Origin of the sequence: Dechloromonas agitata is5, from assembly GCF_000519045.1 — a bacterium.
GTDB classification, from domain to species: domain Bacteria; phylum Pseudomonadota; class Gammaproteobacteria; order Burkholderiales; family Rhodocyclaceae; genus Azonexus; species Azonexus agitatus.
On sequence record NZ_KI912532.1, the window covers coordinates 1,316,456 to 1,338,766 of the forward strand.

Genomic DNA, 22,311 nt, shown 5'->3' on the forward strand with positions numbered 1-22,311 from the left:
GTCGCACCCCGGAGGTTTTCCATATTCGATGAGGTAAAAATGGAGCAAGCCAAGACCATCGGCCAGGACGATATGCTGGCCGTCGCATTTCAGGCTGTTCGCCTTTACGCCGAAACGCATCCGCGTCCGCTGCATGTCACTCTCGGCCAGGCTGCCGAAATGCTCGGCATTCCCATGGACTTGTTGATGAAGATGATGAGCAGCAAGAAGCTCAGGCTTAACGACTGCGGCTTGATACCGATTGGCGACATCGACCAAGTGCTTGCATCTCGAGCGCAGCATCAGGGCCAGATGCAGAAAGTGGTGGTGCAGAAGGCGACCCGTACTGCCGAGGAGGCGAGGCCAGCTAGTGGGCGATCCCGGAGCGATTCGCCTGATGGTACGCTGATGCGCTTGGTGGAGGTTGAAGAGGCTGTACGTGTGAGGACCACGACAATTTACAAGTGGATGAAGGAAGGGAAGTTTCCGAAGCAAATCAAGATGGGTTTTGTCTCGCTCTGGGTGAGGGCTGAGGTGGAAGCATGGATTCAGCAGCAAATTGCTGTCCGTGATGTGTAGCTCTGCCTCGACGTGTTGCGTTCGGGCGAAGGACACCCAGTAACGACAGCCTGGATTGTGCAACCCAGCGCCTCGGGCAAGCCGGCTTTGCTGAAAAACTTGCTGAATGAAAATGAGGTCCGAGGGGGGGCTGCCCGTTAATACAGGTTATATGGTCAGCAGGGGGTCTGCCCGTGCGAAAAATACGGTCACGGAGGGGGGCGAATGTGTCTGCACCAATCTGGAATTTTTGCACCGAATTGGTGCGTATTTCGATTGAAAGGCACCATGTCCCAGCCCTTGGTTCGCTCAGTTTCGATGCCTAGAGGAGTGGTTTTGGGTAGTCCTTTGGGTAGCCTGTGTGGCTGCTATGACTTGAGATCATCGCGTGGCAACGCCAGACTGCATTGACCTGTACTACAGCTGCAAGCGGCGCCGGTTCCAGGAAAAAAGGGCGGGGATTCCCGCCCTTTTTTTGTCCACTTTTTCGTAGCCTTGCCGTTAAGTCCGGTACACTGAAAAAGTTGAGAGGATCAATGACGATGACACGCTGTACGCTTGCCCTGCTGATTATTGCGTTGCCCCTGTCGGTTTCGGCGCAGACCATTTACAAGTGCGTCGACGCCAATGGCAGCACGACCTACACCAATGCCAAGCTGGACAAGAACTGCAAGGCCATCGCCAGCGGCCCGGAGAATTCACTGCCACCGTTGCCCAACAAGCCCCGGGTGGCGACCGGCGCCGCGGCCAATCCAACCCCGGCGGGTTTCCCGCGCGTGGGGGAGGATACCCAAAAGTCACGTGACAACGACCGGCGCCACATTCTCGAGCAGGAACTGGCCGGTGAACAGCGCAGCCTGGAGCAGGCCAAGAAGGAACTCGCCGAGCAGGAAGCCCTGCGCGGCGGCCAGAGTGACCGCACGGCGCCTTACCGCGACCGGGTCGGCCAGCACGAGCGCAATATCCAGGCGATCCAGAAGGAACTGGGCAACCTGCGGTAGTTGCCAGTCATCAGGTGTGAGCGAATTTTGGGGGCGCCGAGGCGCCCCTTGCTTATGCTGAAAACGGGCTACCTGCGATTAACTACTGCTTTTCACCTTGTACCAGGCGGCGTACAGCGCCGGCAGAAAGAGCAGGGTGAGGGCTGTGGCGACGATCAGGCCGCCCATGATGGCGACGGCCATCGGCCCGAAGAAGTCGTTGCGCGACAGCGGGATCATGGCGAGCACCGCTGCTGCAGCCGTCAGCACGATGGGCCGGAAGCGGCGCACGGTCGATTCGACGATGGCTTCGGAGCGCGCCTTGCCGGCCGCCAGGTCCTGCTCGATCTGGTCGACCAGGATCACCGAATTGCGCATCACCATGCCGAACAGCGCAATGGTGCCAAGCAGTGCCATGAAGCCAAAGGGCTGGTTGAAGACGAGCAGGAACAAGGCGATGCCGATGATGCCGAGCGGCGCGGTGAGCAGCACCATGACGACGCGCGACACGCTCTGCAACTGGGTCATCAGGATGGTGACGACAGCCAGCACGAAGAGCGGGATGCCGGCCATCACCGAACCCGAGCCCTTGGCCGACTCCTCGACCGAGCCGCCGGTGGCGATCCGGTAACCGGCCGGCAGGGCGGCCTGGATGGCATCGATTTCCGGCTTCAGGCGATCGACGATGGTAGCCGGCTGCGTCTTGCCATACAGGTTGCCGCGTACGGTGATCGTCGGCAGCCGGTCGCGGCGCCAGATCAGGCCAGGCTCGAAACTGTGCTTGAGGCGGCCGATCTGGCCGAGTGGCACGCTCTTGCCGCTGCGTGTCGGCACCGCCAGGTCGGCGAGGGCGGAAAGGCGGCTGCGCTCCTCGCGGTCGCCGCGCAGCACGACGTCGATGGTCTTCTCCCCCTCGCGGAAACTGCTCACCGTGTAGCCGTTCAACGACATGTTGAGCAGGGCGGCGACATCCTGGCTGGAAACGCCGAGCAGGCGGGCCTTGTCCTGATCGATCTCGATCTCGACAGTCTTCGACAGTTCGCTCCAGTCGAGATTGATGTTGCTCAGTTCAGGGGCGCGACGCATCACGTCGGCGATCTCGCCGGCCGTCCGGCGCAGCAACTCCGTGTCCTCGCCGGAAATGCGGTACTGCACCGGGTAGCCGACCGGCGGGCCGTTCTCGATGCGGGTGATTGTTGCCCGCGCCCCGAAGGCCTCGCTGTCGTAGAGCCGGATCAGGCGCTCGCGCAGGGCTTCGCGCGCCTCGATGCCGCGCGTCACGATGACGAACTGGCTGACGTTGCTGGCGCCCAGCTGCTGGTCGAGGCCGAGGTAGTAACGCGGTGAGCCGGCACCGATGTAGGCGATGTAATGCTCGAACTGGTCGAATTCGGCATTGTCCTTCTCCAGCCAGTCCTCGAGCCGCCGCGTTTCGGCGTCGATGGCGGTGAGCGAGGCGCCTTCCGGCAGGCGCAGCTCGACGTTCAGTTCGAGGCGGGTCGAATTCGGGAAGAACTGCTTCTGCACCTTGCCCATGCCGGCGATGGAGAGCGCGAACAGAGCGATGGTGATGCCGATGACCAGCCAGCGGCGGCGCACGCACCAGGCGACCAGTTGCCGGAAGCGAACATAGAAGGGCGTGCCGTAGACGTCATGGTCCTCGGCGTGGCCCGGGCCGTTCAGGCCGAGCTTGTCGACCAGCCGGGCCAGGCGGGGCGCCTTGCGCTCCCAGGCTGCGGTGGTTTTGGCGGCGCGCGGGTCGGGCAGCAGCTTGTAGCCCAACCAGGGAATGGCGACGACCGCGGCGAGCCAGGAAATGAGCAAAGCGACGGCGTTGATCTGGAAGAAGGCGAAGGCGTATTCGCCGGTCGCCGACTTGGCCAGCGCGATGGGGATGAAGCCGGCCACGGTGACCAGCGTGCCGGACAGCATCGGCCCCGCCGTGCTGGTGTAGGCGAAGGAAGCGGCACGGGTGCGCTCCCAGCCCTGCTCCATCTTCACCCACATCATCTCGACAGCGATGATCGCGTCGTCGACCAGCAGGCCGAGGGCCAGCACCAGGGCGCCGAGCGACACCTTGTGCAGGCCGACGTTGAACAGCGCCATGCCGAGGAAGGTGGCGGCCAGCACGAGCGGGATGGAAATGGCGACGACCAGGCCGGTGCGGATGCCGAGGCTGAGGAAGGTGACCAGCATGACGACCAGCACCGCTTCGGCCAGGGCCTGGACGAAGGCCTGCACCGAACGCTTGACCGCCGCCGGCTGGCTGGCCGCTTCGTCGATCGTGATGCCGACCGGCAGGGCGGCCTGCAGGGTGGCGATGCGCTGGTTCAGATCCTTGCCGAGCTGGATGATGTCGCCGCCCTTGGCCATCGCGACGCCGATGGCCAGCGCCCGCTTGCCGCCGAAACGGACCTGGGTGGCCGGTGGTTCGACGGTGCCGCGATGGACGCGGGCGATGTCGCCCAGCCGGAAGCTGCGGTTGCCGGCGCGGATCAGCGTGTCGGCCACCGCCTGTACATTGTCGAAGGCGCCGCCCGGGCGGATCTGGATGCGCTCGCGTTCGGTCTCGAAGAAACCGCTACCGGCCACGGCGTTCTGCTGGGCCAGCGCCTGCACGATGGTGGCCTGCTCGATACCCAGCGTCGCCAGCTTGGCATTGGCCAGGTCGACGAAAATCTTCTCGTCCTGGATGCCGAAGATTTCCACCTTGCCGACGTTCGGGATGCGTAGCAGCTCATCGCGGATGCGCTCGGCCTGATCCTTCAGTTGCGGATAAGCGAGGCCGTCGCCGGTCAGGGCGTAGATGTTGCCGAAGACATCGCCGAATTCGTCGTTGAAGAAGGGGCCTTGGACGCCGCTCGGCAGCGTGTGGCGAATGTCGCCGACCTTCTTGCGCACCTGGTAGAAGACGTCTGGCACGTTGCCCGGGGGCGTGCTGTCCTTGACGAAGAACATCACGGTCGATTCGCCGGGCCGCGAGAAGCTCGAAACGCGGTCGATGAACGGCGTTTCCTGCAATTTCTTCTCGATCTTGTCGGTCACCTGCTGTTCGACCTGGCGCGCCGTGGCACCCGGCCACAGGGTCCGGATGACCATGATCTTGAAGGTGAAGGGCGGATCTTCCGCCTGGCTCAGGCGGCCGTAGGCGACGATGCCCATCAGCGCAATGGCGAGCAGGAAATAACCGACCAGCGTGCGGTGGTGCAGCGTCCAGTCGGAGAGGTTGAAGCGCTGGCTCACGGCTTAACGCTGCCGGGCCGGCGGCGTCGCCGCGCGGGGCTGAACGGCCTGGCCATCGACCAGCTTCAGGCCGCCGCTGATGATCACCGACTCGCCTGCCGACAGGCCGCCACTGAGCTCGGCGCCGTCCTCGCGGAAGCGGGCGACCGTCACCGGGTGCGAGGCGACCATGCCATCCCGGACGATGCGGACGAAGGGGCCCTGGCCGGTGTCGAGCACGGCGCTGAGCGGTACCAGCAGGGTGCTGCCGGCGGCTGCCTCGCCGACCTGGGCGCGGGCGGTCATGCCGAGGCGCACGGCGGGGGGCGGGTCGAGCAGGCGAATGCGGGCGGCGTAGGTGCGGGTCGCCGGGTCGGCGGCTGGAGCCAGTTCGCGCAATACACCGCGCAGCGTCGTTTCCGGCGCGGCCCACAGGCTGATCGTGAGATGCCGGGCGCGGCGCAGTTCCTCGACGCGGCTTTCCGGCACGGCGATGGCGATTTCCTTTTCTTCCGGGCGAGCGACGCGCAGCACCGGCTGGCCTGCGGCGACGACCTGGCCGACATCGGCCAGCACGGCGGTGACGACGGCCGGCGTTTCGCTGCTCAGCGTACCGTAGGCTGCCTGGTTGCCGCTGATCTCGTTCTGGGCGCGGGCCTGTTCGAGTCGGGCGCGGCTGCTGTTGTAGAGATTGTCCTTGGCATCGAAGGCCGCCTGGCTGACAAATTTCTGGGCGAGCAGGCCGGCATAGCGCTCGCGTTCGGCGCGCGTGGTGGCCAGATCGCTCTCGGCGGCGGCCAACTGGGCGCGGGCGCTGTTCGCCGCCAGTTGCAGGTCGGTCGGGTCGAGGCGGGCGAGCGGCTGGCCGGGTTTGATCTCGGCGCCGGCATCGACCAGGCGGGCAGCGATCTTGCCGCCGACACGGAAGGCGAGGTCGACTTCATGCCGGGCGCGGATTTCGCCGGTATAAACGCTGCCGCCCTTGGTTGCCGGGACAGCCGGCTGGACAAGGACAACGGGCGTCGGCGGGGGCGGGGTTTCGCCGTTGCGGCAGGCGCCCAGCAGCGCGCTGGCGACGAGCAGCAGAAGCGTGGGGTGGGCGGGGAGCGTGGGCATCGTCGCAGCGTGATTTGGAGAAGCTGGCGATGATAATGAACGTTTGGTCAGTAACGCAAGTTGTCATCAGGCCATGACGCGGCGCGGCTACAATGCCGTCATGAACGTGACCCATGCTTCCTTCGCCGGCCTTGATCTGCTGGCTTCGGCCGTGTTGCTCATCGATGACGGGCAGATCATCCGCTATATCAATGCCGCCGGCGAAAACCTGCTGGCGGTGAGCAGCCGCTCGGCGGTCGGCAAGACGCTGGCGGCCGTCTGCACCTGTTCGGCCACCCTGCAGGCGGCGCTCGACAACGGCCTCCAGAACAACTGGGGCTACACCGGGCAGAACATCGAGTTGCGGCGGGCCGACGGCGAGGCGCTGCATATCAATTGCACCGTCACGCCGCTGCGCCCGGATGTCGCGCCGGGTGTGCGGCTGTTGCTCGAACTGCAGCCTATCGAGCACCATCTGTCGGCAACGCGCGAAGAGCGCCTGATCGAGCAGCAGCAGGCCAACCGCGAGCTGATCCGCAACCTGGCGCACGAGATCAAGAACCCGCTCGGCGGCATCCGCGGCGCGGCACAGTTGCTCGAACACGAACTGGGCAACCCGTCGCTCAAGGAATACACCCAGGTCATCATCAAGGAAGCCGACCGCCTGCAGGACCTGATGCAGCGCCTGCTGACGCCGCACCGGCCGATGCTGCCGGCGACGGTGAATATCCACGAAATCCTCGAACGGGTGCGCAGCCTGCTGACCGCCGAATTCCCTGGTTCGCTCGCCGTGCGCCGCGACTACGACACCAGCCTGCCGGAGCTGGTCGGCGATCGCGAGCAGCTGATCCAGGCGGTCTTGAATATCGCCCGCAACGCCGCGCAGGCGATGGGGGGCGAGGGCGAGATCGTGCTCCGGACGCGTTCGCTGCGCCAGGTGACGCTGGCCAAGAAGCGCTACCGCCTGGCCATGGAGATCAAGGTCATCGACAACGGTCCGGGCATCCCCGACGACATCCGCGAGCGCATGTTCTACCCACTGGTTTCCGGCCGGGAAGGCGGTAATGGCCTGGGGCTGACCATCGCCCAGAATTTCATCCAGCACCACCACGGCACGATCGATTGTGCCAGCCGGCCGGGTAGCACCGTCTTTACCTTGCGCCTGCCCATCGAGCAGGCCTGAGTCTTGCTTCGGTTATGGCCATTCTGACTACAAAATGAGCCAAGAGATTATGAAACCGGTCTGGATCGTAGACGACGATCGTTCCATCCGCTGGGTGCTGGAGAAAACCCTGTCCCGCGAGGGCATCCCGTTCAAGAGCTATGCTTCGGCCAGCGAGGCCATTTCGCAGCTCGAACAAGGCATCGAGCCGCCGCAGGTGCTGATGTCCGATATCCGCATGCCGGGCCAGTCCGGGCTGGAATTGCTGCAGGAGGTGAAGACGCGTTTTCCGTCGGTGCCGGTCATCATCATGACCGCTTATTCCGACCTGGAAAGCGCCGTGGCGGCCTTCCAGGGCGGCGCCTTCGAATACCTGCCGAAGCCCTTCGACGTGGACCAGGCGGTCGAGTTGATCCGCCGGGCGATTGACGAGTCAATGCACCAAAGCGGTGCGTCCGATGAAGAGGGCCTGGTGCCGGAGATTCTCGGCCAGGCGCCGGCCATGCAGGAAGTCTTCCGCGCCATCGGCCGGCTGGCCCTGTCGCACGCCACAGTGCTGATCACCGGTGAATCCGGCTCGGGCAAGGAGCTGGTCGCCCGCGCCCTGCACCGGCATAGCCCACGCGCCGACAAGCCCTTCATCGCCATCAACACGGCGGCCATTCCGAAGGATCTGCTGGAATCGGAACTGTTCGGTCATGAGCGTGGCGCCTTTACCGGCGCGCAGGCCCAGCGCCGTGGCCGTTTCGAGCAGGCCGAGGGGGGGACGCTGTTCCTCGACGAAATCGGCGACATGCCGTCCGAACTGCAGACCCGGCTGCTGCGTGTGCTGTCCGACGGCCATTTCTATCGCGTCGGTGGCCACTCGCCGATCAAGGCCAACGTCCGCGTCATCGCGGCGACGCACCAGCACCTGGAAACGCGGGTCAAGGATGGCCTGTTCCGCGAGGATTTGTTCCACCGACTGAACGTCATCCGCATCCGCCTGCCGGCCCTGCGTGAGCGGCGCGAGGACATCCCGCTGCTCACCCGCCATTTCCTGCAGAAGAGCGCCCGGGAACTGGGGGTCGAAACCAAGCGGCTGTCGGAAGGGGCGCTGAAATATCTGACCGGGCTCGATTTCCAGGGCAACGTGCGGCAATTGGAAAACCTCTGCCACTGGCTGACGGTAATGGCGCCCGGTCAGCAGGTCGAGGTCGGCGACCTGCCGGTCGAGCTGCGCGAGGCCAGCCCGGCGCTGCAGGTGACTGACTGGGAAGGCGCACTGGAAGGCGAGGTCGACCGCCTGCTGGCGCGGGGCGTGCCGGATGTGCATGGCGTGCTGGCCCAGGTTTTCGAACGCATCCTGATCACCCGGGCCCTGGCCCATACCGGCGGCCGTCGCATCGAGGCGGCGCAGGCGCTGGGCATCGGCCGCAACACCATCACGCGCAAGATCGCCGAACTCGGCATCGACGGCGGCAAGGAGCATGCGGCGGAGTAGAATCCGTCGCATGGCACTGATCGACCCCGTATTGCTCAAGCCCCGGCTCGGCGCACTGGCCGGGCGTTTCGACGTCGACGCGCTGGACGAATGCGACTCGACAAACAGCGAACTGATGCGTCGCGCCGACCGCGGCGCGCCTGCCGGCACGGTCATCGTCGCCGACCGGCAGCGTGCCGGGCGCGGCCGGCGCGGGCGGAGCTGGCTGTCTTCGCCGGAAGCCAGCCTGACCTTTTCGCTGCTCTGGCGTTTTCCCGGCAGCCCGACCCGCTTGAGCGGCCTGTCGCTTGCCGTCGGTGTCGGTCTGGCCCGGGCGCTCGGTGGCCTCGGCGCACCCGGCGTCCGCCTGAAATGGCCGAACGACGTATTGCTTGCCACGAACGGCGATTTTGCCAAGCTGGCCGGCATCCTGGTCGAACTGGCTTCCGACCGGCGCGGCACGCAGGCCATCATCGGCATCGGCCTCAACCTGCTGCCGCCAACCGGCGATCTGCCGCAACCGGCCAGCGGCCTGAGCGCCGCCGGGGTCCGCGTCGAGCGCCACGACATCCTGGCCGCCATCCTGGCCGAGTTGGCCGCTGCCCTCGATACCTTTGCCGCCCTAGGCTTCGCCGGGCTGCGCGACGACTGGCAGGCGCTGCATGCCTGGCAGGGCGAATCGGTACGCATCCAGGGCGAGGAAGCCGATCTGGCCGGGCGCTGCCTGGGCGCCGATCCGGATGGCGCCCTGCTGCTCGAAACCGGCAAGGGCATCGAACGCATCTTCTCCGGCGATGTTAGTTTGCGGCGCACGGCAGGCGGTGACGGGACGAGCCACGCATGATCGTCTGCCTCGACAGCGGCAACACCCGCATCAAGTGGGGCGTGCACGATGGCACGGCCTGGCGGGCGCAGGGGGCGGTGGCGCAGGCCGATATCGCGCAACTGGCCGGTCTGCCGGGTGAGTGGCCGCGGCCCGACAAAGTGATGCTGGCCAATGTAGCCGGTCCGGACGTGGCGTGTCGTATCGCCGAGCGGTTGGCACCCTGGCAGCCTTGCCTGCAGGAAGTCCGGTCGAGCGCATGGGCCGGCGGCGTGAAAAATCTCTACCGCTTTCCGGAGCGGCTCGGTGTCGACCGCTGGTGTGCCCTGGTCGGCGCCCGCGCCTTGCACGCCGGGGCGGCCCTGGTGGTGATGGCAGGTACGGCGACGACCATCGACACGCTGGCGGCCGATGGCAGCTTTGCAGGCGGCGACATCCTGCCCGGCATCGGCCTGATGCGACGTTCGCTGGCCCAGGGGACGGCCGCCTTGCCACTGGCGACCGGGCGCTACGAACCGTTGCCGCGCTGTACCGAGGACGCCATTGTGTCCGGCATCCTCGAGGCGCAGGCCGGCGCCGTTGAGCGCATTTTCGCCCGCCTGGCCGGGCCGGACCGGATCTGTCTGATCTCCGGTGGCCATGCCGGGGAAATCGCCGAATGCTTGTCGATACCGTTCCGGCTGGTCCCCAACCTGCCCCTCGAGGGCTTGCGGCAGTTGGCGGTGGATTGAGCCGGCATGTGCCGGGCGATACCGGGAAAATCCCCCTTCGTTGCGGCTCAGGGGCGGGGCAGCTAGAATCGTACGCTCAAGGACTGGATAGTGCGTTGCGACATTCCTACGGTCCGCCAGCCCTGACCGCATGGTGAACCCCGCTTGGCCTTGCCGCCCGCGGGGTTTTCTTTTTGGCATTCTGAATCCGGGAAATACACGCATGAATACCGTCGTCCAGTTTTATCGCAAGGGACCGCCCAACGTGGTGATCAATGGCGAGCAGATCCCCGAGGCGGCGATCGCCGAGGCGATGATCGACTACGCCGATGCACCCAAGCCGCGCGAGGCGGCGGTGCGTTCGCTGGTGGTCCGCACCCTGTTGCGGCAGCGGGCGGTAGCGCTGCAGATCGAGGCGGAAACCGAAGAGGCTGCGCTGGAAAAAGTGCTGGAGCGCGAGGTCGAGATGCCGCCGGTGTCCGATGAGGAAATCCGGCGCTATTTCGACGGAAATCGCAAGAAATTCCGCAGCGGTGACCTGTTCGAGGTGCGTCACATCCTGTTCGATACCAAGGCGGGGGACAGCGACCCCGAGGTGCTGAAGAAGGCCGAGCGGGCCCTGTTCCACCTCAAGAACGACCCGGCCTCGTTCGAGCGGGTGGCCCGCGAGGAATCGATCTGTTCGAGCAGCAAGACCGGCGGTCAACTCGGCCAGATTTCGGAGGGGGCGGTGGTGCCCGAGTTCTGGTCGGCACTCACTGCGTTTGGCAAGACCGGCCTGTTACCGCAGCTGGTGGAGTCGCGCTTCGGGCATCACGTGGTGCAGGTGGACCGGGTGGCGTTGGGCCAGGACCTGCCTTTCGAGGCAGTGGAGGCGCGCATCCGCGTCTTTCTGGCCCAGTTGATCGAGCAGCGCAAGCACCAGGAGTACCTGGCCCGCCTGATCGAACAGTCAGACATCCGCGGGGTCGATCTGAGCGACCAGAAACAGCAACCGGCCGGGCCGGGCCTGCCGGCCGAGTAAGCCTGGCGGACGAAACCGACGCGACCCCGGCCAGGCGCACTGGCCGGGCTTTTCGACCACGCTGAACTGCCCAAAAGTGACTCAAGCAACCGGGCACCGATGCGTTGGGCCGACCGCAGTGCGCATCCTAGCCGGATTCGCGCAACTGGGTGTGCAGCGATTCCACTTTTTGCCGTCGGGTTATGCCGATCAACTTTCGCCGCGCCTTGTGATCCTGCTTCAACTCCCGCAGAATCTAGCACTTGAGGGATTAAAACAAATCGCGCTTGCGACGCGTTGAAGCAGCGGGCTCACTATGGAAATCATTTCGGTCAGCGATCTGAAAATCGGCATGTTCGTCGCCGAACCGGATTGTCCGTGGACGGCATTTCCCTTCATCTTTCAGGGATTCGTCGTCACTTCGTCCGAACAGATCGCGCTCTTCCGGCAGAAATGCCGTTTCGTATCGATCGACCGCTCGCGTTCCCTGAATGAGCACTATGCAGCCCCGCGCCATGAACGCGATCTGCCCTTGCACGCCGCACCGATAACAGGCCAGCGTATCGAGGAAAGTTCCGGCAAGGGGGAGCTCTTCTCCGCCAACGAGAAAGAAAGGCGAAATCTGCGCCGGCGCCGCTTTCTCGATTTCCTGCATTCGCAGGACGACAATGAGCAGGCCTGCCAGCTCTCTCGAGAACTGGCTGACGTCGAACCCCGCTATGATCAACTGACTACGGCCTTGCAGCATGCCTTCGAGACACTTTCCGAGGGCCGGGATGTTGATTTGCTCACTGTCCGCGAGGGGCTGCGTGACATTTCTGCCAGCCTGCAACGCAATCCGGATGCGGTGATGTGGCTGTTGCGCCTGAAGCAGCGCGATGAATACAGTTTCGATCATGCCATGGATGTTGCGGTCAACATGTTGCTGGTCGGAACGCATATCGGCTGGCGTGACATGCGCCTGCTCGATCTCGGCATGACCGGCCTGTTGCAGGATATTGGCAAGATCGAACTGCCGCTCGAACTCCTGCGGAAGAAGACTGACCTGACCGAAGCGGAGCGTCGGCTGGTACATTCGCATGTGGCCAGTTCCATGGAAATCCTGATGGCACATTCCACGTTGTCGAATGATGTTGTATTGGCCGTGGCGCGCCACCATGAGAGATGGGACGGGAGTGGCTACCCGCGTGGCCTGAAGTTCGAGCAGATCGGCATGGCGGCCGAGATTGCCGGGATCGCCGATTCTTTCTGTGCCATGCAGAAGGACAAGCCCTATCGCAGCGCCCTCGGGCATCAGGAGGCGCTGGAGGAGTTGCACAACCTGCGCGGCAAGAAGTTCAACCCCACCCTGATGGAGCAGTTCGTTCAGTGCGTCGGCCTCTACCCAATCGGGACGCTGGTTGAACTGAGCAATGGGGAGGTTGGTGTGGTCATCCTGCAGAACCGGGTGCAGCGCTCCCGGCCGCGGGTCGTCGTGATGCTGGATGCCGACAAGCAGCAGGTCAGCAGTTACCGCGTCATCGATTTGCGCGAACCGGCCCACGCCCGCTTGCGGGTTGCCAAGGCTCTGCCCTACAACGCTTACGGTCTGGCGGCGAATGACTACTACCTTGGATAGCACCGGTTTCATCGACTATGCCGCATTCGGCGTCAGTGAGGACGACCTGCCGTCGCTACGCGCCCTGGATGCCGTCTGGCGCACCGCGGTGGCCAAGGCGGCGGCGCCCTACGGTACGACGCATTTGCTGGACGAGTTCGTGGCGCGGACGGGCGAGTTGCCGCTGCGGATCAATGAAAATCTCTGGCAACGCAGCTGGATGCACGCCTGGCACAAGCTGAGCGGGAGGGGGTTTTCCCTCGCCGACATGTTCGGTTTTTTTAATCGAGCGACGGCCATCGCGGAGGCCGACTTGTTCGGTGGCCAGCCCCAGATCGGGCGCCTTCAGCTTGAACTGTTCGGTATCCTGCGGCGCAGCGTGGTAGCGGCCATCAGTTGTGCCATCGAACTGGGTGAGGAGGCGCGCGATACCGAAGCGGGCTTGCCGGGCGAATGGATGGCGATGCGTACCTTGCGGGAAATGGGGGAAGGTGGCCAGCGGGTTGCCGTTCTCTCCGTCTCCATGGTCAATCGGCAGGCTTTGTCGAACCTGACGGCCAGCGAATTGCAGAGCCTGCCAGGGCTTCTGTCCGGGCAGTTGTCGAGTCTCTTGCGCCCTCAGGACAAGGCCTTCACCGGACACGAGGGGGAATGGTTGCTGCTCCTCGCCGACGTGACCTCGATGGCCCAGCCGGCGCTGGCGGCATCGCAGATTCATCGGGTTTTCGACCATCCGGTGCGCTTGCTGGGCGGACGGGGCATCTTGCTCGATGCGTCGATCGGGATCGCCATGTTCCCCGAACACGGCAACGAGGCCGACGAGGTCATCCAGGCAGCCCGTCTGGCGCGGGCCAGCCTGCAGGTGAGCCGGGAGTCCTTTGCCATCTTCGATGATTCGATGCGACAGCGTTGGCAGCATCGGCAACAGTTGTCGGAGGAGTTGCGAGAGGCGCTGCGCAAGGATCGCCTGATGCTGTACCTGCAACCCCAGGTCAACAGCGACTCCCGTACCTGCTTTGGTGCGGAACTGCTGCTGCGTTGGCGACGCGACAACGGTGACTGGGTGCCGCCGCCGCTCATCGTGGAATTGATCGAGGAATATGGTTGGCGGGCTCAGTTCACCAGTTGGCTGGTTCGCGCAGCCATGCACCAGGCAGCCGCGCTCGATACGGAAGGCATCGGCATCAGCCTTTCGCTGAATCTGACGGCGGGTGATCTGCTGGATACCGACCTGCCGGAAATCGTCGGGCAATGCCTGGAATCCTGGCGCCTGCCGGCCGAGCGCTTTACTTTGGAACTGACCGAAACGGCCCTGATGCGGGATCGCGAACGTGGCCTGGAGGTGATGACCCGTCTGCGTGCCATGGGGGTTCGCCTGGCGCTGGACGATTTTGGTACCGGTTTCTCCTCGCTGAGCTATCTGGCGACCTTACCGCTCAATGAAATCAAGATCGACCGCTCGTTTGTCGTCGGCATGTTCTCCTCGGTGGATAACCTGCGGATCGTCCGCACCATCATCGATCTGACGCACGACCTCGGCATGAAATCGCTGGCCGAAGGTGTCGAAGACATCATGCAGCGCGACCAGCTCTTCGCGCTGGGCTGTACGCAGATTCAAGGCTACCTGTACGCCAAGCCGATGCCGATGGCGGAATTCATCGCCTGGTACCGCGCCTTCCCGACTTGAACAAACACTCCCTTGCGGTGACAATCCGCTGTCATTTCGCCCACTGCGGGAGATTCCATGTTCGATCCAGTCATCAGCAGCCTGCCTGCCTTCGCCGGCTATTTCGCCACGGCGCTCGCCTTGCTGGCGGTATTCGCCCTGCTCTACGTCTTTGTCACGCCCTATAACGAGCTGGCCCTGATCCGCGAGGGCAACACGGCGGCGGCCGTCAGCCTGGGCGGCGCGGTGGTCGGCTATGCGCTGCCGATCGCGGTGTCGGTGGCGGTCAGCCACAACATCATGGCGATGATCGGCTGGGGCGTCGTCGCCTGTCTGGTCCAGCTGATGGTCTATGTCATCGCCCGCCTCGCCCTGCCCCAGATCAACCGTGCCATCCCGCAGGGCAAGGTCGCTTCCGGCGTTTTCCTCGCTTCGCTTTCCCTCGGCATCGGCATCCTCAACGCCGGCTGCATCGCCTGATCACTCAAGGAGACTTTCATGGCTCTGATGGACTTCATCAAGAAACAGTTTATCGACATCCTGCAATGGACCGAGGATGGCGACGGCACGCTGGCCTGGCGATTCCCGATGGCGGAAATGGAGATCCAGAACGGCGCCAGCCTGACCGTGCGCGAGTCGCAGGTGGCGATGTTCGTCAACGAAGGCAAGGTGGCCGACGTCTTCCAGCCGGGCATGTACAAGCTGACGACGCAGACCCTGCCGGTGCTGACCTACCTGAAGAACTGGGACAAGCTGTTCGAATCCCCGTTCAAGAGCGATGTTTACTTCTTCTCGACCCGTACCCAGCTCGATCAGAAGTGGGGCACGCCGAACCCGATCACCATCCGCGACAAGGAATTCGGCATTGTCCGGCTGCGCGCCTTCGGCATCTATGCCTACCACCTGGTCGAACCCAAGGCCTTCTACCAGAAGATTTCCGGTACTCGCGACCGTTACGATCGCGAGGAACTGGCCGGCCAGTTGCGCAACACCCTGGTTGCCGGCATGACCGACCTGTTTGCCGAGTCGGGTGTGCCCTTCATCGACATGGCGGCCAACCAGGAAGAATTCGGTCGGGCGATGTTCGCCAAGATGCAGCCGGTGTTCGCCGAATACGGCCTGGCGCTGGATTCGCTGGTCGTCCAGAACGTGTCGCTGCCCGAGGAGTTGCAGAAGATTCTTGACCAGAAGATCGGCATGAACATGATTGGCGACATGCAGCGCTACACGCAGTACCAGGTCGCCAACAGCATCCCCGATGCGGCGAAGAACGAGGGCGGCATGGCGGCGATGGGGGTTGGCCTGGGCGCCGGCGTCGGTTTCGGCCAGGTGGTCGGGCAGGCGATGGCCGCGGCCCTGCCGCAGGGCGGGGCGGCTCCGGCGGCAACCGCTCCGGCAGCGACGGCTGGCAGCCTTTCGCCCGATGAGGTCGTTGCCACGCTGGAAAAACTGCACGGTCTGGTCGAGAAAGGCATCCTGAGCCAGGCCGAGTTCGATGCCAAGAAGGCGGAACTGCTCAAGAAGCTGACCTGATCGGCCCCGCGTGGCGCTCACTGCCTCCTGCCCGTCCTGCGGCGCGCCCGTTGAGTTCAAATCCAACTCGTCGGTCTTCGCCGTCTGTGCGTATTGTCAGAGTACGCTTGTCCGTCACGACCAGAATCTGGAGGACATCGGCAAGATGGCGCCCCTGGTCGAGGACCGCTCGCCGCTCCAGCTGGGGGCCGAGGGTAGCTACGAGGGCGTCCATTTCGCGCTGATCGGGCGCATCCAGATCAAGTACAGTCAGGGCATCTGGAACGAGTGGCACCTCTTGTTCGACGACATGCGTACGGGCTGGCTGTCGGAGGCGGGCGGTGAGTATGTGCTCACCTTCATGCGCCAGGTGAACGAGCCGTTGCCGGCCTTTTCGGGACTCAGGATAGGCCAGCGTCTGCAGGTGGCCAGCCAGGTATGGACCGTCAGCAATCTCGAAAACGCGGGGTGCGTCGCCGGCGAGGGCGAGCTGCCGTTCAAGGTCGGCGCCGGCTATCCGGTGGCGGCGGCTGACCTGCGCAACGAGCGCCATTTCGCCACCCTCGACTACTCCGAAACGCCGCCCCTGCTCTTTGTTGGCGAAGCGGTCGATTTCCGGTCGCTACGCCTGAACAACCTGCGCGAGGGCCGGGCGGAGCGTGAGGTCAGCGTCCAGGCGCAGGTCTTCCGCTGCCCGTCCTGCGCTTCGCCGATGCAGGCCCGCTCACCGGACATCCTGGCCGTTGCCTGTGCCAGCTGCGGCACGGTGGTCGATGCGGCCGACCCCAGCTACAAGATCCTGTCGCGCGTCATGCGCCGCCGCGACGAAATCCGCAAGCTCCGCCTGCCATTGGGCAGCAAGGGAAACCTGGATGGCAAGCCGGTCGAAGTCATCGGCCATCTGGTGCGCCGGGCGCGGATCGAGGGCATCGCCTACCTGTGGTCGGAATACCTGCTCGCCGCCGAGCACGGCACCTACCGCTGGTTGACCGAGTACAACGGTCACTGGAACGTGGTCGATGTGCTGTCGCGGCCGCCAACGAGCAACAGCGTCATCGAGGTGGACAGCCTGCGTTACGACGGCGAGCTGTTCAAGCATTTCTCGACCACCCCGCTCGCCGAGGTGGTGCAGATCGATGGCGAATTCACCTGGCGGGTCAAGTACGGCGAGACCAACCGCGTCGTCGATTACGTCGCACCGCCCCGCATGCTGTCCAAGGAGACCAGCAACAACGACCTGAACTGGTCGCTCGGCCGCTATGTTGCCCCGGACGTCATTGCCGAGGCGTTCGGCCAGGCCGGCAAACTGCCTGCAGCCATTGGCGTCTATGCCAACCAGCCCAACCCGTGGTCTGCCGCCGTGCGCCGGAGTTGGGGCTTGTTCGCCAAGCTGGCACTGGTGGCCCTGCTGGTGCAGGTGTTCTTTTTGTTCATTTCAAGCGAAAAGCTGCTGCTGCGCCAGGATTTCAGTTTCGAACCGGGTTTTGCCAGTGAGGTGCAAAGCCGTGAATTCACGCTGGCCGCCCAGCAGCGCAAGATCGTCGTGCGCCAGGCGACCTCGCTCGACAACAACTGGCTCGGCGTCGATCTGCTGCTGGTCAACAAGAGCACCGGCCAGGCCTGGCCGGCGGCGCGCGAGATTTCCTACTACTGGGGTTACGACGATGGCCGGTGGACGGAAGGCAGCCGCGACGACGAGGTGGTGTTCCGCAACATCCCGGCGGGTACCTACTACCTGACGCTTGACCCGGAAATGTCGCCGAACAAGGGTGTCGCAGTGCGTGATCGTCTGGAGGTGGTTACGCCGCGCACCGGGTGGTCCAATTTCGTGATCGTGCTGATCTTCCTGGCGGCCTTCCCGGTCTTCGCCTCGCTGCGCAAATCGGCCTTCGAGACGCAGCGCTGGGCGGAAAGCGATCATGCACCGGTGAGCAGCGACGATTCCGACGGAGACGACTGATGTTCGACAAGTTCAACCTGGCCGCTGGCATCTGTGCCCTGTTGCTCTTCGCCTTCGTCCAGCAACAGGGCTGGAACCTGTTCGAGAACGAAGCCAGTTCCAGCCATGGGGGGTCGGGCAGCAGTCGCAGTTATCATAAATAAGGGAATCCCCTGAAATGCCGGCATAATCGCGGCATGCGAATGGCCTTTTTCCTGTTGTCATGCTTGGCTGTTGCCCCGGCCTGGGCGCTGGAGCATGTCGTGTTGCAACTGAACTGGAAGCACCAGTTCCAGTTTGCCGGCTATTACGCCGCAATCGAGCAGGGCTATTTCCGCGAGGCAGGCTTCGACGTCAGCTTGCGCGAGTTGCCCAGTGGCGGGAATCCGGTTGAGATCGTGCTCAACGGGGAGGCGGATTTTGGCGTCGCCGCGTCGGAGCTGGCCTGGCACCGGGTACAGGGCAAGCCGGTCGTCGCGCTGGCGGCCATCGTCCAGCATTCGCCGCTGATCCTGCTGGTCAACCGGCGCAAGATCGGCGATATCGATAGCCTGGAGGGCAGCCGCATCATGCTGGCGCCGCATGAAACCGAGCTGTTCGCCTATCTCCGGCGCGAGGAGATCCGGCAATTCACCACCGTGCCGCACACCTTCGACACCCGTGACCTGATCGAAGGGCGGGTTGAGGCGATGTCGGGGTACGCCACGGACGAGCCCTACCTGCTGCGCAAGGTCGGCTTTCCTTACCAGATCTTCAATCCGGCGGCGGTGGGCATCAATTTCTATGGCGACACACTGTTCACCTCGGAGCAGCGCGTCAAGGCCTCGCCGGATCGTGTCCGGGCCTTTCGGCAGGCTGTCGTGCGGGGCTGGGCCTATGCCCTGGCTAATCCGGAGGCAATCACCGATCTCATCCTGGTCCGTTACTCGCGGCGCCATGAACGTGACCACCTGCTGTTCGAGGCCAACGAACTGAAGCGCCTGATGCAGCCCGACCTGGTCGAGATCGGCCAGCAGTCAGCCAGCCGCTGGCAGCAAATTGCCGAAACCTACGCCGAATTGGGCATGCTGCCGCCCCGGCCGGCCATCGATGGCCTGATCTTCGAGGCGGAGGCCAGCAAGCTGCCGGCCTGGATCGGCTTCGCGCTGGCCGGCGGCGGCCTGTTGATCCTGCTGGTCGGCGGCGCGGCGCTCTATTTTGCCCGTCTGAACCATCGCCTGCAGCGTGAGGTCGCGTCGCGGGAAGTATTCGAATGCGCCCTGCGGACCAGCGAGGAGCGCTACCGGCAACTGGCCGAGTTCAGCAAGGACGTGATCTGGACGCTGGACCTGAAGAGCATGCGTTTCACCTACGTCAGCCCGGCCATCGAGAAGGTACGCGGTCTGACTGTCGAGGAGGCGACTGCCCAGAGCGTGGCCGATGCAATGACGCCAGCCTCCTATGCCAGGGTGCAGGCGATCATGGACGACCATTTGCACCGCATCGCGGCCGGCGACCTGAGCGCCCTGTCGGCGACCTGCGAGATCGAACAGCCGCACAAGGATGGCAGCCTCATCCATGCCGAAGTGGTCGGCAGTTTCCTGCTCGACGCGGCTGGCCGGCCCTATGCGCTGCTCGGCATTTCCCGCGATGTTTCGGAGCGTCGGCGGGCCGAGAACGAATTGCGCGCGGCCAACGAGCAACTGCGCCGGCAACTGGTCGAGATCGAGCAACTGCAGGTCGCACTCAAGGAGCAGACCATCCGGGACAGCCTGACCGGCTGCTTCAACCGCCGCTATCTCGACGAAACCCTGGAGCGCGAATTGTCGCGCTCGCGCCGCGAGGGCTATCCGCTGGCACTGGTCATCCTCGACCTCGATTTCTTCAAGCGGATCAACGACACCTACGGCCATCTGGCCGGCGACCGCGCCCTGGTCGTGCTGGCTGAAACCCTGCGCGCCGATATCCGTCAGGAAGACGTACTGTGCCGCTACGGCGGTGAGGAATTCGTCGTCCTGATGCCGCGCATGCCGCTCGACAAGGCCGTCGAACGGGCCGAAGGCTGGCGCCGCCAGATCGCCGACATTGGCATCGACTTCGGCAATTTCAGGGTCACCTATACTGCCTCGGCCGGTGTGGCGGCCTACCCCGATCACGGCAAGACCCCCGATGAACTGACCCACGCGGCCGACACGGCGCTTTACATCGCCAAGAACATCGGGCGTAACCGGGTCGTCGAATACACGCCGGAAATGGGCTGAAGCCCAGGACTGTTCGGCTAGTCGCCTCCCCCGTCTCCTCCGCCATCGCCGGTATCCCCGCTGCAGACATCGCTGTCGCTATTGCAGCCGAGACGGTCGCCACCGTGGCGATCTCCGGCCGACCGGCGCCAGCGCTGCCAGAGCAGGAAGGCGCCGGCGAGCAGGAGGCCGGCGATCAGGAACTTCATGCCTGCACGTCGAAGCAGAGGTACTTGATTTCGAGGTAGTCCTCGATCCCGTACTTCGAGCCTTCGCGTCCGAGACCGGACTGCTTGACGCCGCCAAAGGGCGCCACCTCGTTGGAGATGCTGCCGGTATTGATGCCGACCATGCCGTACTCCAGCGCCTCGCCGACGCGCCAGCAGCGGGCGACGTCGCGGGTAAAGAAGTAGGCGGCCAGACCGAACTCGGTGTCGTTGGCCATGGCGATGGCTTCGCCCTCGGTTGTGAACCGGAAGAGCGGGGCGACCGGGCCGAAGGTTTCCTCGCGGGCGACCTTCATGGCGGTCGTCACGTCGGCCAGCACGGTCGGCTGGAAGAAGTTGCCGCCGCGTTCGTGGCGCGCCCCACCGCACAGCACGCGTGCACCGTGGGCGACGGCGTCGGCGACATGCGACTCGACCTTGCCCAGGCCGGCAGCATTGATCAGCGGCCCTTGCGCCACACCCGCCTCGGTGCCGGCGCCGACCTGCAACTGGCTGACCTTGGCGGCGAACTTGGCGGCGAATTCCTCATAGACGCCACTCTGCACCAGCAGCCGGTTGGCACAGACGCAGGTCTGGCCGGTATTGCGGTACTTGGCGGCGATCGCACCGGCGACGGCGGCATCGACATCGGCATCGTCGAAGACGATGAACGGCGCGTTGCCGCCCAGTTCCAGCGACAGTTTCTTGATGGTCGGCGCACATTGCGCCATGAGCAGGCGGCCGACGGCGGTGGAGCCGGTGAACGACAGCTTGCGGACGATGGGATTGGCACACAGTTCGCCGCCGATGGCTGCTGGCTGGCCTGTGACCACGTTGAACACGCCGGCCGGGAAACCGGCCTGTTCGGCCAGTACGGCCAGCGCCAGGGCAGTGAGCGGCGTCGCTTCGGCCGGTTTGACCACCACCGGGCAGCCGGCAGCCAGCGCAGGGGCAACCTTGCGGGTGATCATGGCGAGTGGAAAATTCCATGGCGTGATCGCTGCGCAGACGCCGATCGGCTGCTTGATGACGAGCAGGCGTGTGGTCGAGGCCGGGCTGGGGATGCTCTCGCCGTAGGTGCGCTTGCCTTCCTCGGCAAACCATTCGACGAAGGAGGCACCGTAGATCACTTCGCCCCTGGCTTCCGCCAGCGGCTTGCCGCACTCGGCGGTGACGATCTGCGCCAGGTCTTCGGCGTTGTCGAGAATCAGACGGTTCCAGGCTTGCAGGATCTGCGAACGGCGGCGGGCCGTCAGGGCGCGCCAGGCTGGCCAGGCAGCGTTGGCGGCTTCGATGGCCCGGCGCGTCTCGTCGGCACCACACAGTGGGACGTTGGCCAGCTTTTCGCCGCTGGCCGGGTTGATCACGTTCAATCGTTCGCCGCTGTCAGCCCCGACCCAGGTGCCGCCGATCAGGTTGCCGGTTTGCAGCAATTGCATGTTCTGGAGATTCATGGTCTTGAAAATTCCTGTAAAAACGCTAAGTTATGGGCTGTTCCAAGAAAAGACTTTAGCTTGATGCGTCTTCCCTTCTTATTGTCCGCCGGCCTGGCCGCATTACTGCTCGCGGCGTGCGGCAGCCCCGGGCCGCGCCCTTCCGCTTCGACGGAGACTATAGCGCAAGCCTCCCGCCCGGTCAGCGAGAAGGGCAACGAGATCGTCCTCTACGCCCTCGGCCTGATCGACACCGGCTATCGCTTCGGTGGCAAGAACCCGGAGGCCGGGCTCGATTGCAGCGGCATGGTCAGCTACATCTATGGTCAGGCTGCCGGTCTCAAGGTACAGGGCAGCGCGGCCGACATCGCCCGCAACAGCCGGCCTGTCGAGCGCAACGCGTTGCGTCCGGGCGACCTCGTTTTCTTCAATACCCTCAACCGCTCACTGTCGCACGTCGGCATCTACATCGGTGATTCCCGCTTCATCCACGCCCCGTCGTCCAACGGCAAGGTGCGCATCGACCGCCTGAGCGATCGCTACTATGCACAACGCTACGAGGCGGCACGCACCTTCTTCGATTGATTGCGTTGCCCCGCCCCGAGCAAGCCGTTTTTTCGGCATGGACGCGCGCCGCCACGCAGAGTAGAATGCACCCCTCCCAAGCGCCCATAGCTCAGCTGGATAGAGTACTGCCCTCCGAAGGCAGGGGTCGTGCGTTCGAATCGCGCTGGGCGCGCCAGAA

The 22,311-nt window shown here is 64.4% G+C and carries 19 protein-coding genes and 1 tRNA gene; 16 read left to right on the forward strand and 4 right to left on the reverse strand.

Going from position 1 to position 22,311, the window contains the following annotated elements; translation table 11 throughout:
- The first annotated feature begins 39 nt into the window (after positions 1–39).
- Positions 40–558, forward strand: coding sequence for a helix-turn-helix transcriptional regulator (locus K420_RS20420; RefSeq protein ID WP_157275031.1), 519 nt, complete (start codon positions 40–42; stop codon positions 556–558).
- Positions 559–1,079: 521 nt separating this feature from the next.
- Entirely contained in the window at positions 1,080–1,538 is a 459-nt protein-coding gene (locus K420_RS0106495; RefSeq protein ID WP_027457363.1) for a DUF4124 domain-containing protein, read from the forward strand.
- 78 nt (positions 1,539–1,616) lie between these two features.
- On the opposite strand, the gene K420_RS0106500 is transcribed toward K420_RS0106495, so the two are convergent.
- Positions 1,617–4,760, reverse strand: coding sequence for an efflux RND transporter permease subunit (locus K420_RS0106500; protein ID WP_027457364.1), 3,144 nt, complete (start codon positions 4,758–4,760; stop codon positions 1,617–1,619).
- A 3-nt stretch (positions 4,761–4,763) separates the two neighbouring features.
- Positions 4,764–5,855 (reverse strand): efflux RND transporter periplasmic adaptor subunit, encoded by a 1,092-nt coding sequence (locus tag K420_RS0106505; RefSeq protein ID WP_027457365.1) that lies wholly within the window; start codon positions 5,853–5,855, stop codon positions 4,764–4,766.
- Between the two features lie 100 nt (positions 5,856–5,955).
- Here K420_RS0106505 and glnL point away from each other — a divergent pair, with 100 nt between their 5' ends.
- The 12 genes from glnL (at position 5,956) to K420_RS19655 (ending at position 19,948) form a co-directional block, all read left to right on the forward strand.
- Positions 5,956–7,017: a nitrogen regulation protein NR(II) gene (glnL, locus tag K420_RS0106510; protein WP_027457366.1), complete on the forward strand. Its 1,062-nt coding sequence runs from the start codon at positions 5,956–5,958 to the stop codon at positions 7,015–7,017.
- Positions 7,018–7,066: 49 nt separating this feature from the next.
- Positions 7,067–8,479, forward strand: coding sequence for a nitrogen regulation protein NR(I) (gene ntrC, locus K420_RS0106515; protein WP_027457367.1), 1,413 nt, complete (start codon positions 7,067–7,069; stop codon positions 8,477–8,479).
- Between the two features lie 10 nt (positions 8,480–8,489).
- Entirely contained in the window at positions 8,490–9,302 is an 813-nt protein-coding gene (locus tag K420_RS0106520; RefSeq protein WP_035854569.1) for a biotin--[acetyl-CoA-carboxylase] ligase, read from the forward strand.
- The gene (locus tag K420_RS0106525) at positions 9,299–10,012 is read left to right on the forward strand and encodes a type III pantothenate kinase (RefSeq protein ID WP_027457369.1); all 714 of its coding nucleotides are present in this window, start codon (positions 9,299–9,301) and stop codon (positions 10,010–10,012) included. Before K420_RS0106520 ends, K420_RS0106525 begins: the two co-directional genes overlap by 4 nt.
- Before the next feature lie 202 nt (positions 10,013–10,214).
- Positions 10,215–11,015, forward strand: a complete 801-nt coding sequence (locus K420_RS18320; RefSeq protein ID WP_051452989.1) for a peptidylprolyl isomerase — start codon at positions 10,215–10,217, stop codon at positions 11,013–11,015.
- Positions 11,016–11,310: 295 nt separating this feature from the next.
- Positions 11,311–12,612 (forward strand): HD-GYP domain-containing protein, encoded by a 1,302-nt coding sequence (locus K420_RS0106535; RefSeq protein ID WP_027457370.1) that lies wholly within the window; start codon positions 11,311–11,313, stop codon positions 12,610–12,612.
- Positions 12,593–14,278 (forward strand): putative bifunctional diguanylate cyclase/phosphodiesterase, encoded by a 1,686-nt coding sequence (locus K420_RS18325; protein ID WP_157275032.1) that lies wholly within the window; start codon positions 12,593–12,595, stop codon positions 14,276–14,278. Before K420_RS0106535 ends, K420_RS18325 begins: the two co-directional genes overlap by 20 nt.
- A gap of 57 nt (positions 14,279–14,335) precedes the next feature.
- Entirely contained in the window at positions 14,336–14,737 is a 402-nt protein-coding gene (locus tag K420_RS0106545) for a DUF350 domain-containing protein (protein WP_027457371.1), read from the forward strand.
- Between the two features lie 18 nt (positions 14,738–14,755).
- Complete coding sequence (locus K420_RS0106550; protein ID WP_027457372.1) at positions 14,756–15,790, forward strand: SPFH domain-containing protein; 1,035 nt, start codon at positions 14,756–14,758, stop codon at positions 15,788–15,790.
- Between the two features lie 10 nt (positions 15,791–15,800).
- On the forward strand, positions 15,801–17,729 hold the full coding sequence (locus K420_RS0106555; RefSeq protein WP_157275033.1) for a DUF4178 domain-containing protein: 1,929 nt from the start codon (positions 15,801–15,803) through the stop codon (positions 17,727–17,729).
- Positions 17,729–17,872 carry a hypothetical protein gene (locus K420_RS20425; protein WP_157275034.1) on the forward strand — a complete coding sequence of 48 codons (144 nt, stop codon included), beginning with the start codon at positions 17,729–17,731 and terminating at the stop codon, positions 17,870–17,872. The genes K420_RS0106555 and K420_RS20425 overlap by 1 nt, the downstream gene beginning before the upstream one ends.
- A 39-nt stretch (positions 17,873–17,911) precedes the next feature.
- Positions 17,912–19,948, forward strand: coding sequence for a diguanylate cyclase (locus K420_RS19655; RefSeq protein ID WP_051452991.1), 2,037 nt, complete (start codon positions 17,912–17,914; stop codon positions 19,946–19,948).
- A gap of 17 nt (positions 19,949–19,965) precedes the next feature.
- Here the strand turns inward: K420_RS19655 and K420_RS20430 are convergent, their stop codons facing one another.
- On the reverse strand, positions 19,966–20,136 hold the full coding sequence (locus K420_RS20430) for a hypothetical protein (RefSeq protein ID WP_157275035.1): 171 nt from the start codon (positions 20,134–20,136) through the stop codon (positions 19,966–19,968).
- Positions 20,133–21,587: an NAD-dependent succinate-semialdehyde dehydrogenase gene (locus tag K420_RS0106575; RefSeq protein WP_027457374.1), complete on the reverse strand. Its 1,455-nt coding sequence runs from the start codon at positions 21,585–21,587 to the stop codon at positions 20,133–20,135. Before K420_RS0106575 ends, K420_RS20430 begins: the two co-directional genes overlap by 4 nt.
- Positions 21,588–21,650: 63 nt before the next feature.
- On the opposite strand from K420_RS0106575, the gene K420_RS0106580 reads away from it, so the two are divergent.
- Positions 21,651–22,151 carry a C40 family peptidase gene (locus K420_RS0106580; protein WP_027457375.1) on the forward strand — a complete coding sequence of 167 codons (501 nt, stop codon included), beginning with the start codon at positions 21,651–21,653 and terminating at the stop codon, positions 22,149–22,151.
- Between the two features lie 80 nt (positions 22,152–22,231).
- Positions 22,232–22,308 (forward strand) — tRNA-Arg (locus K420_RS0106585).
- Positions 22,309–22,311 lie beyond the last annotated feature (3 nt).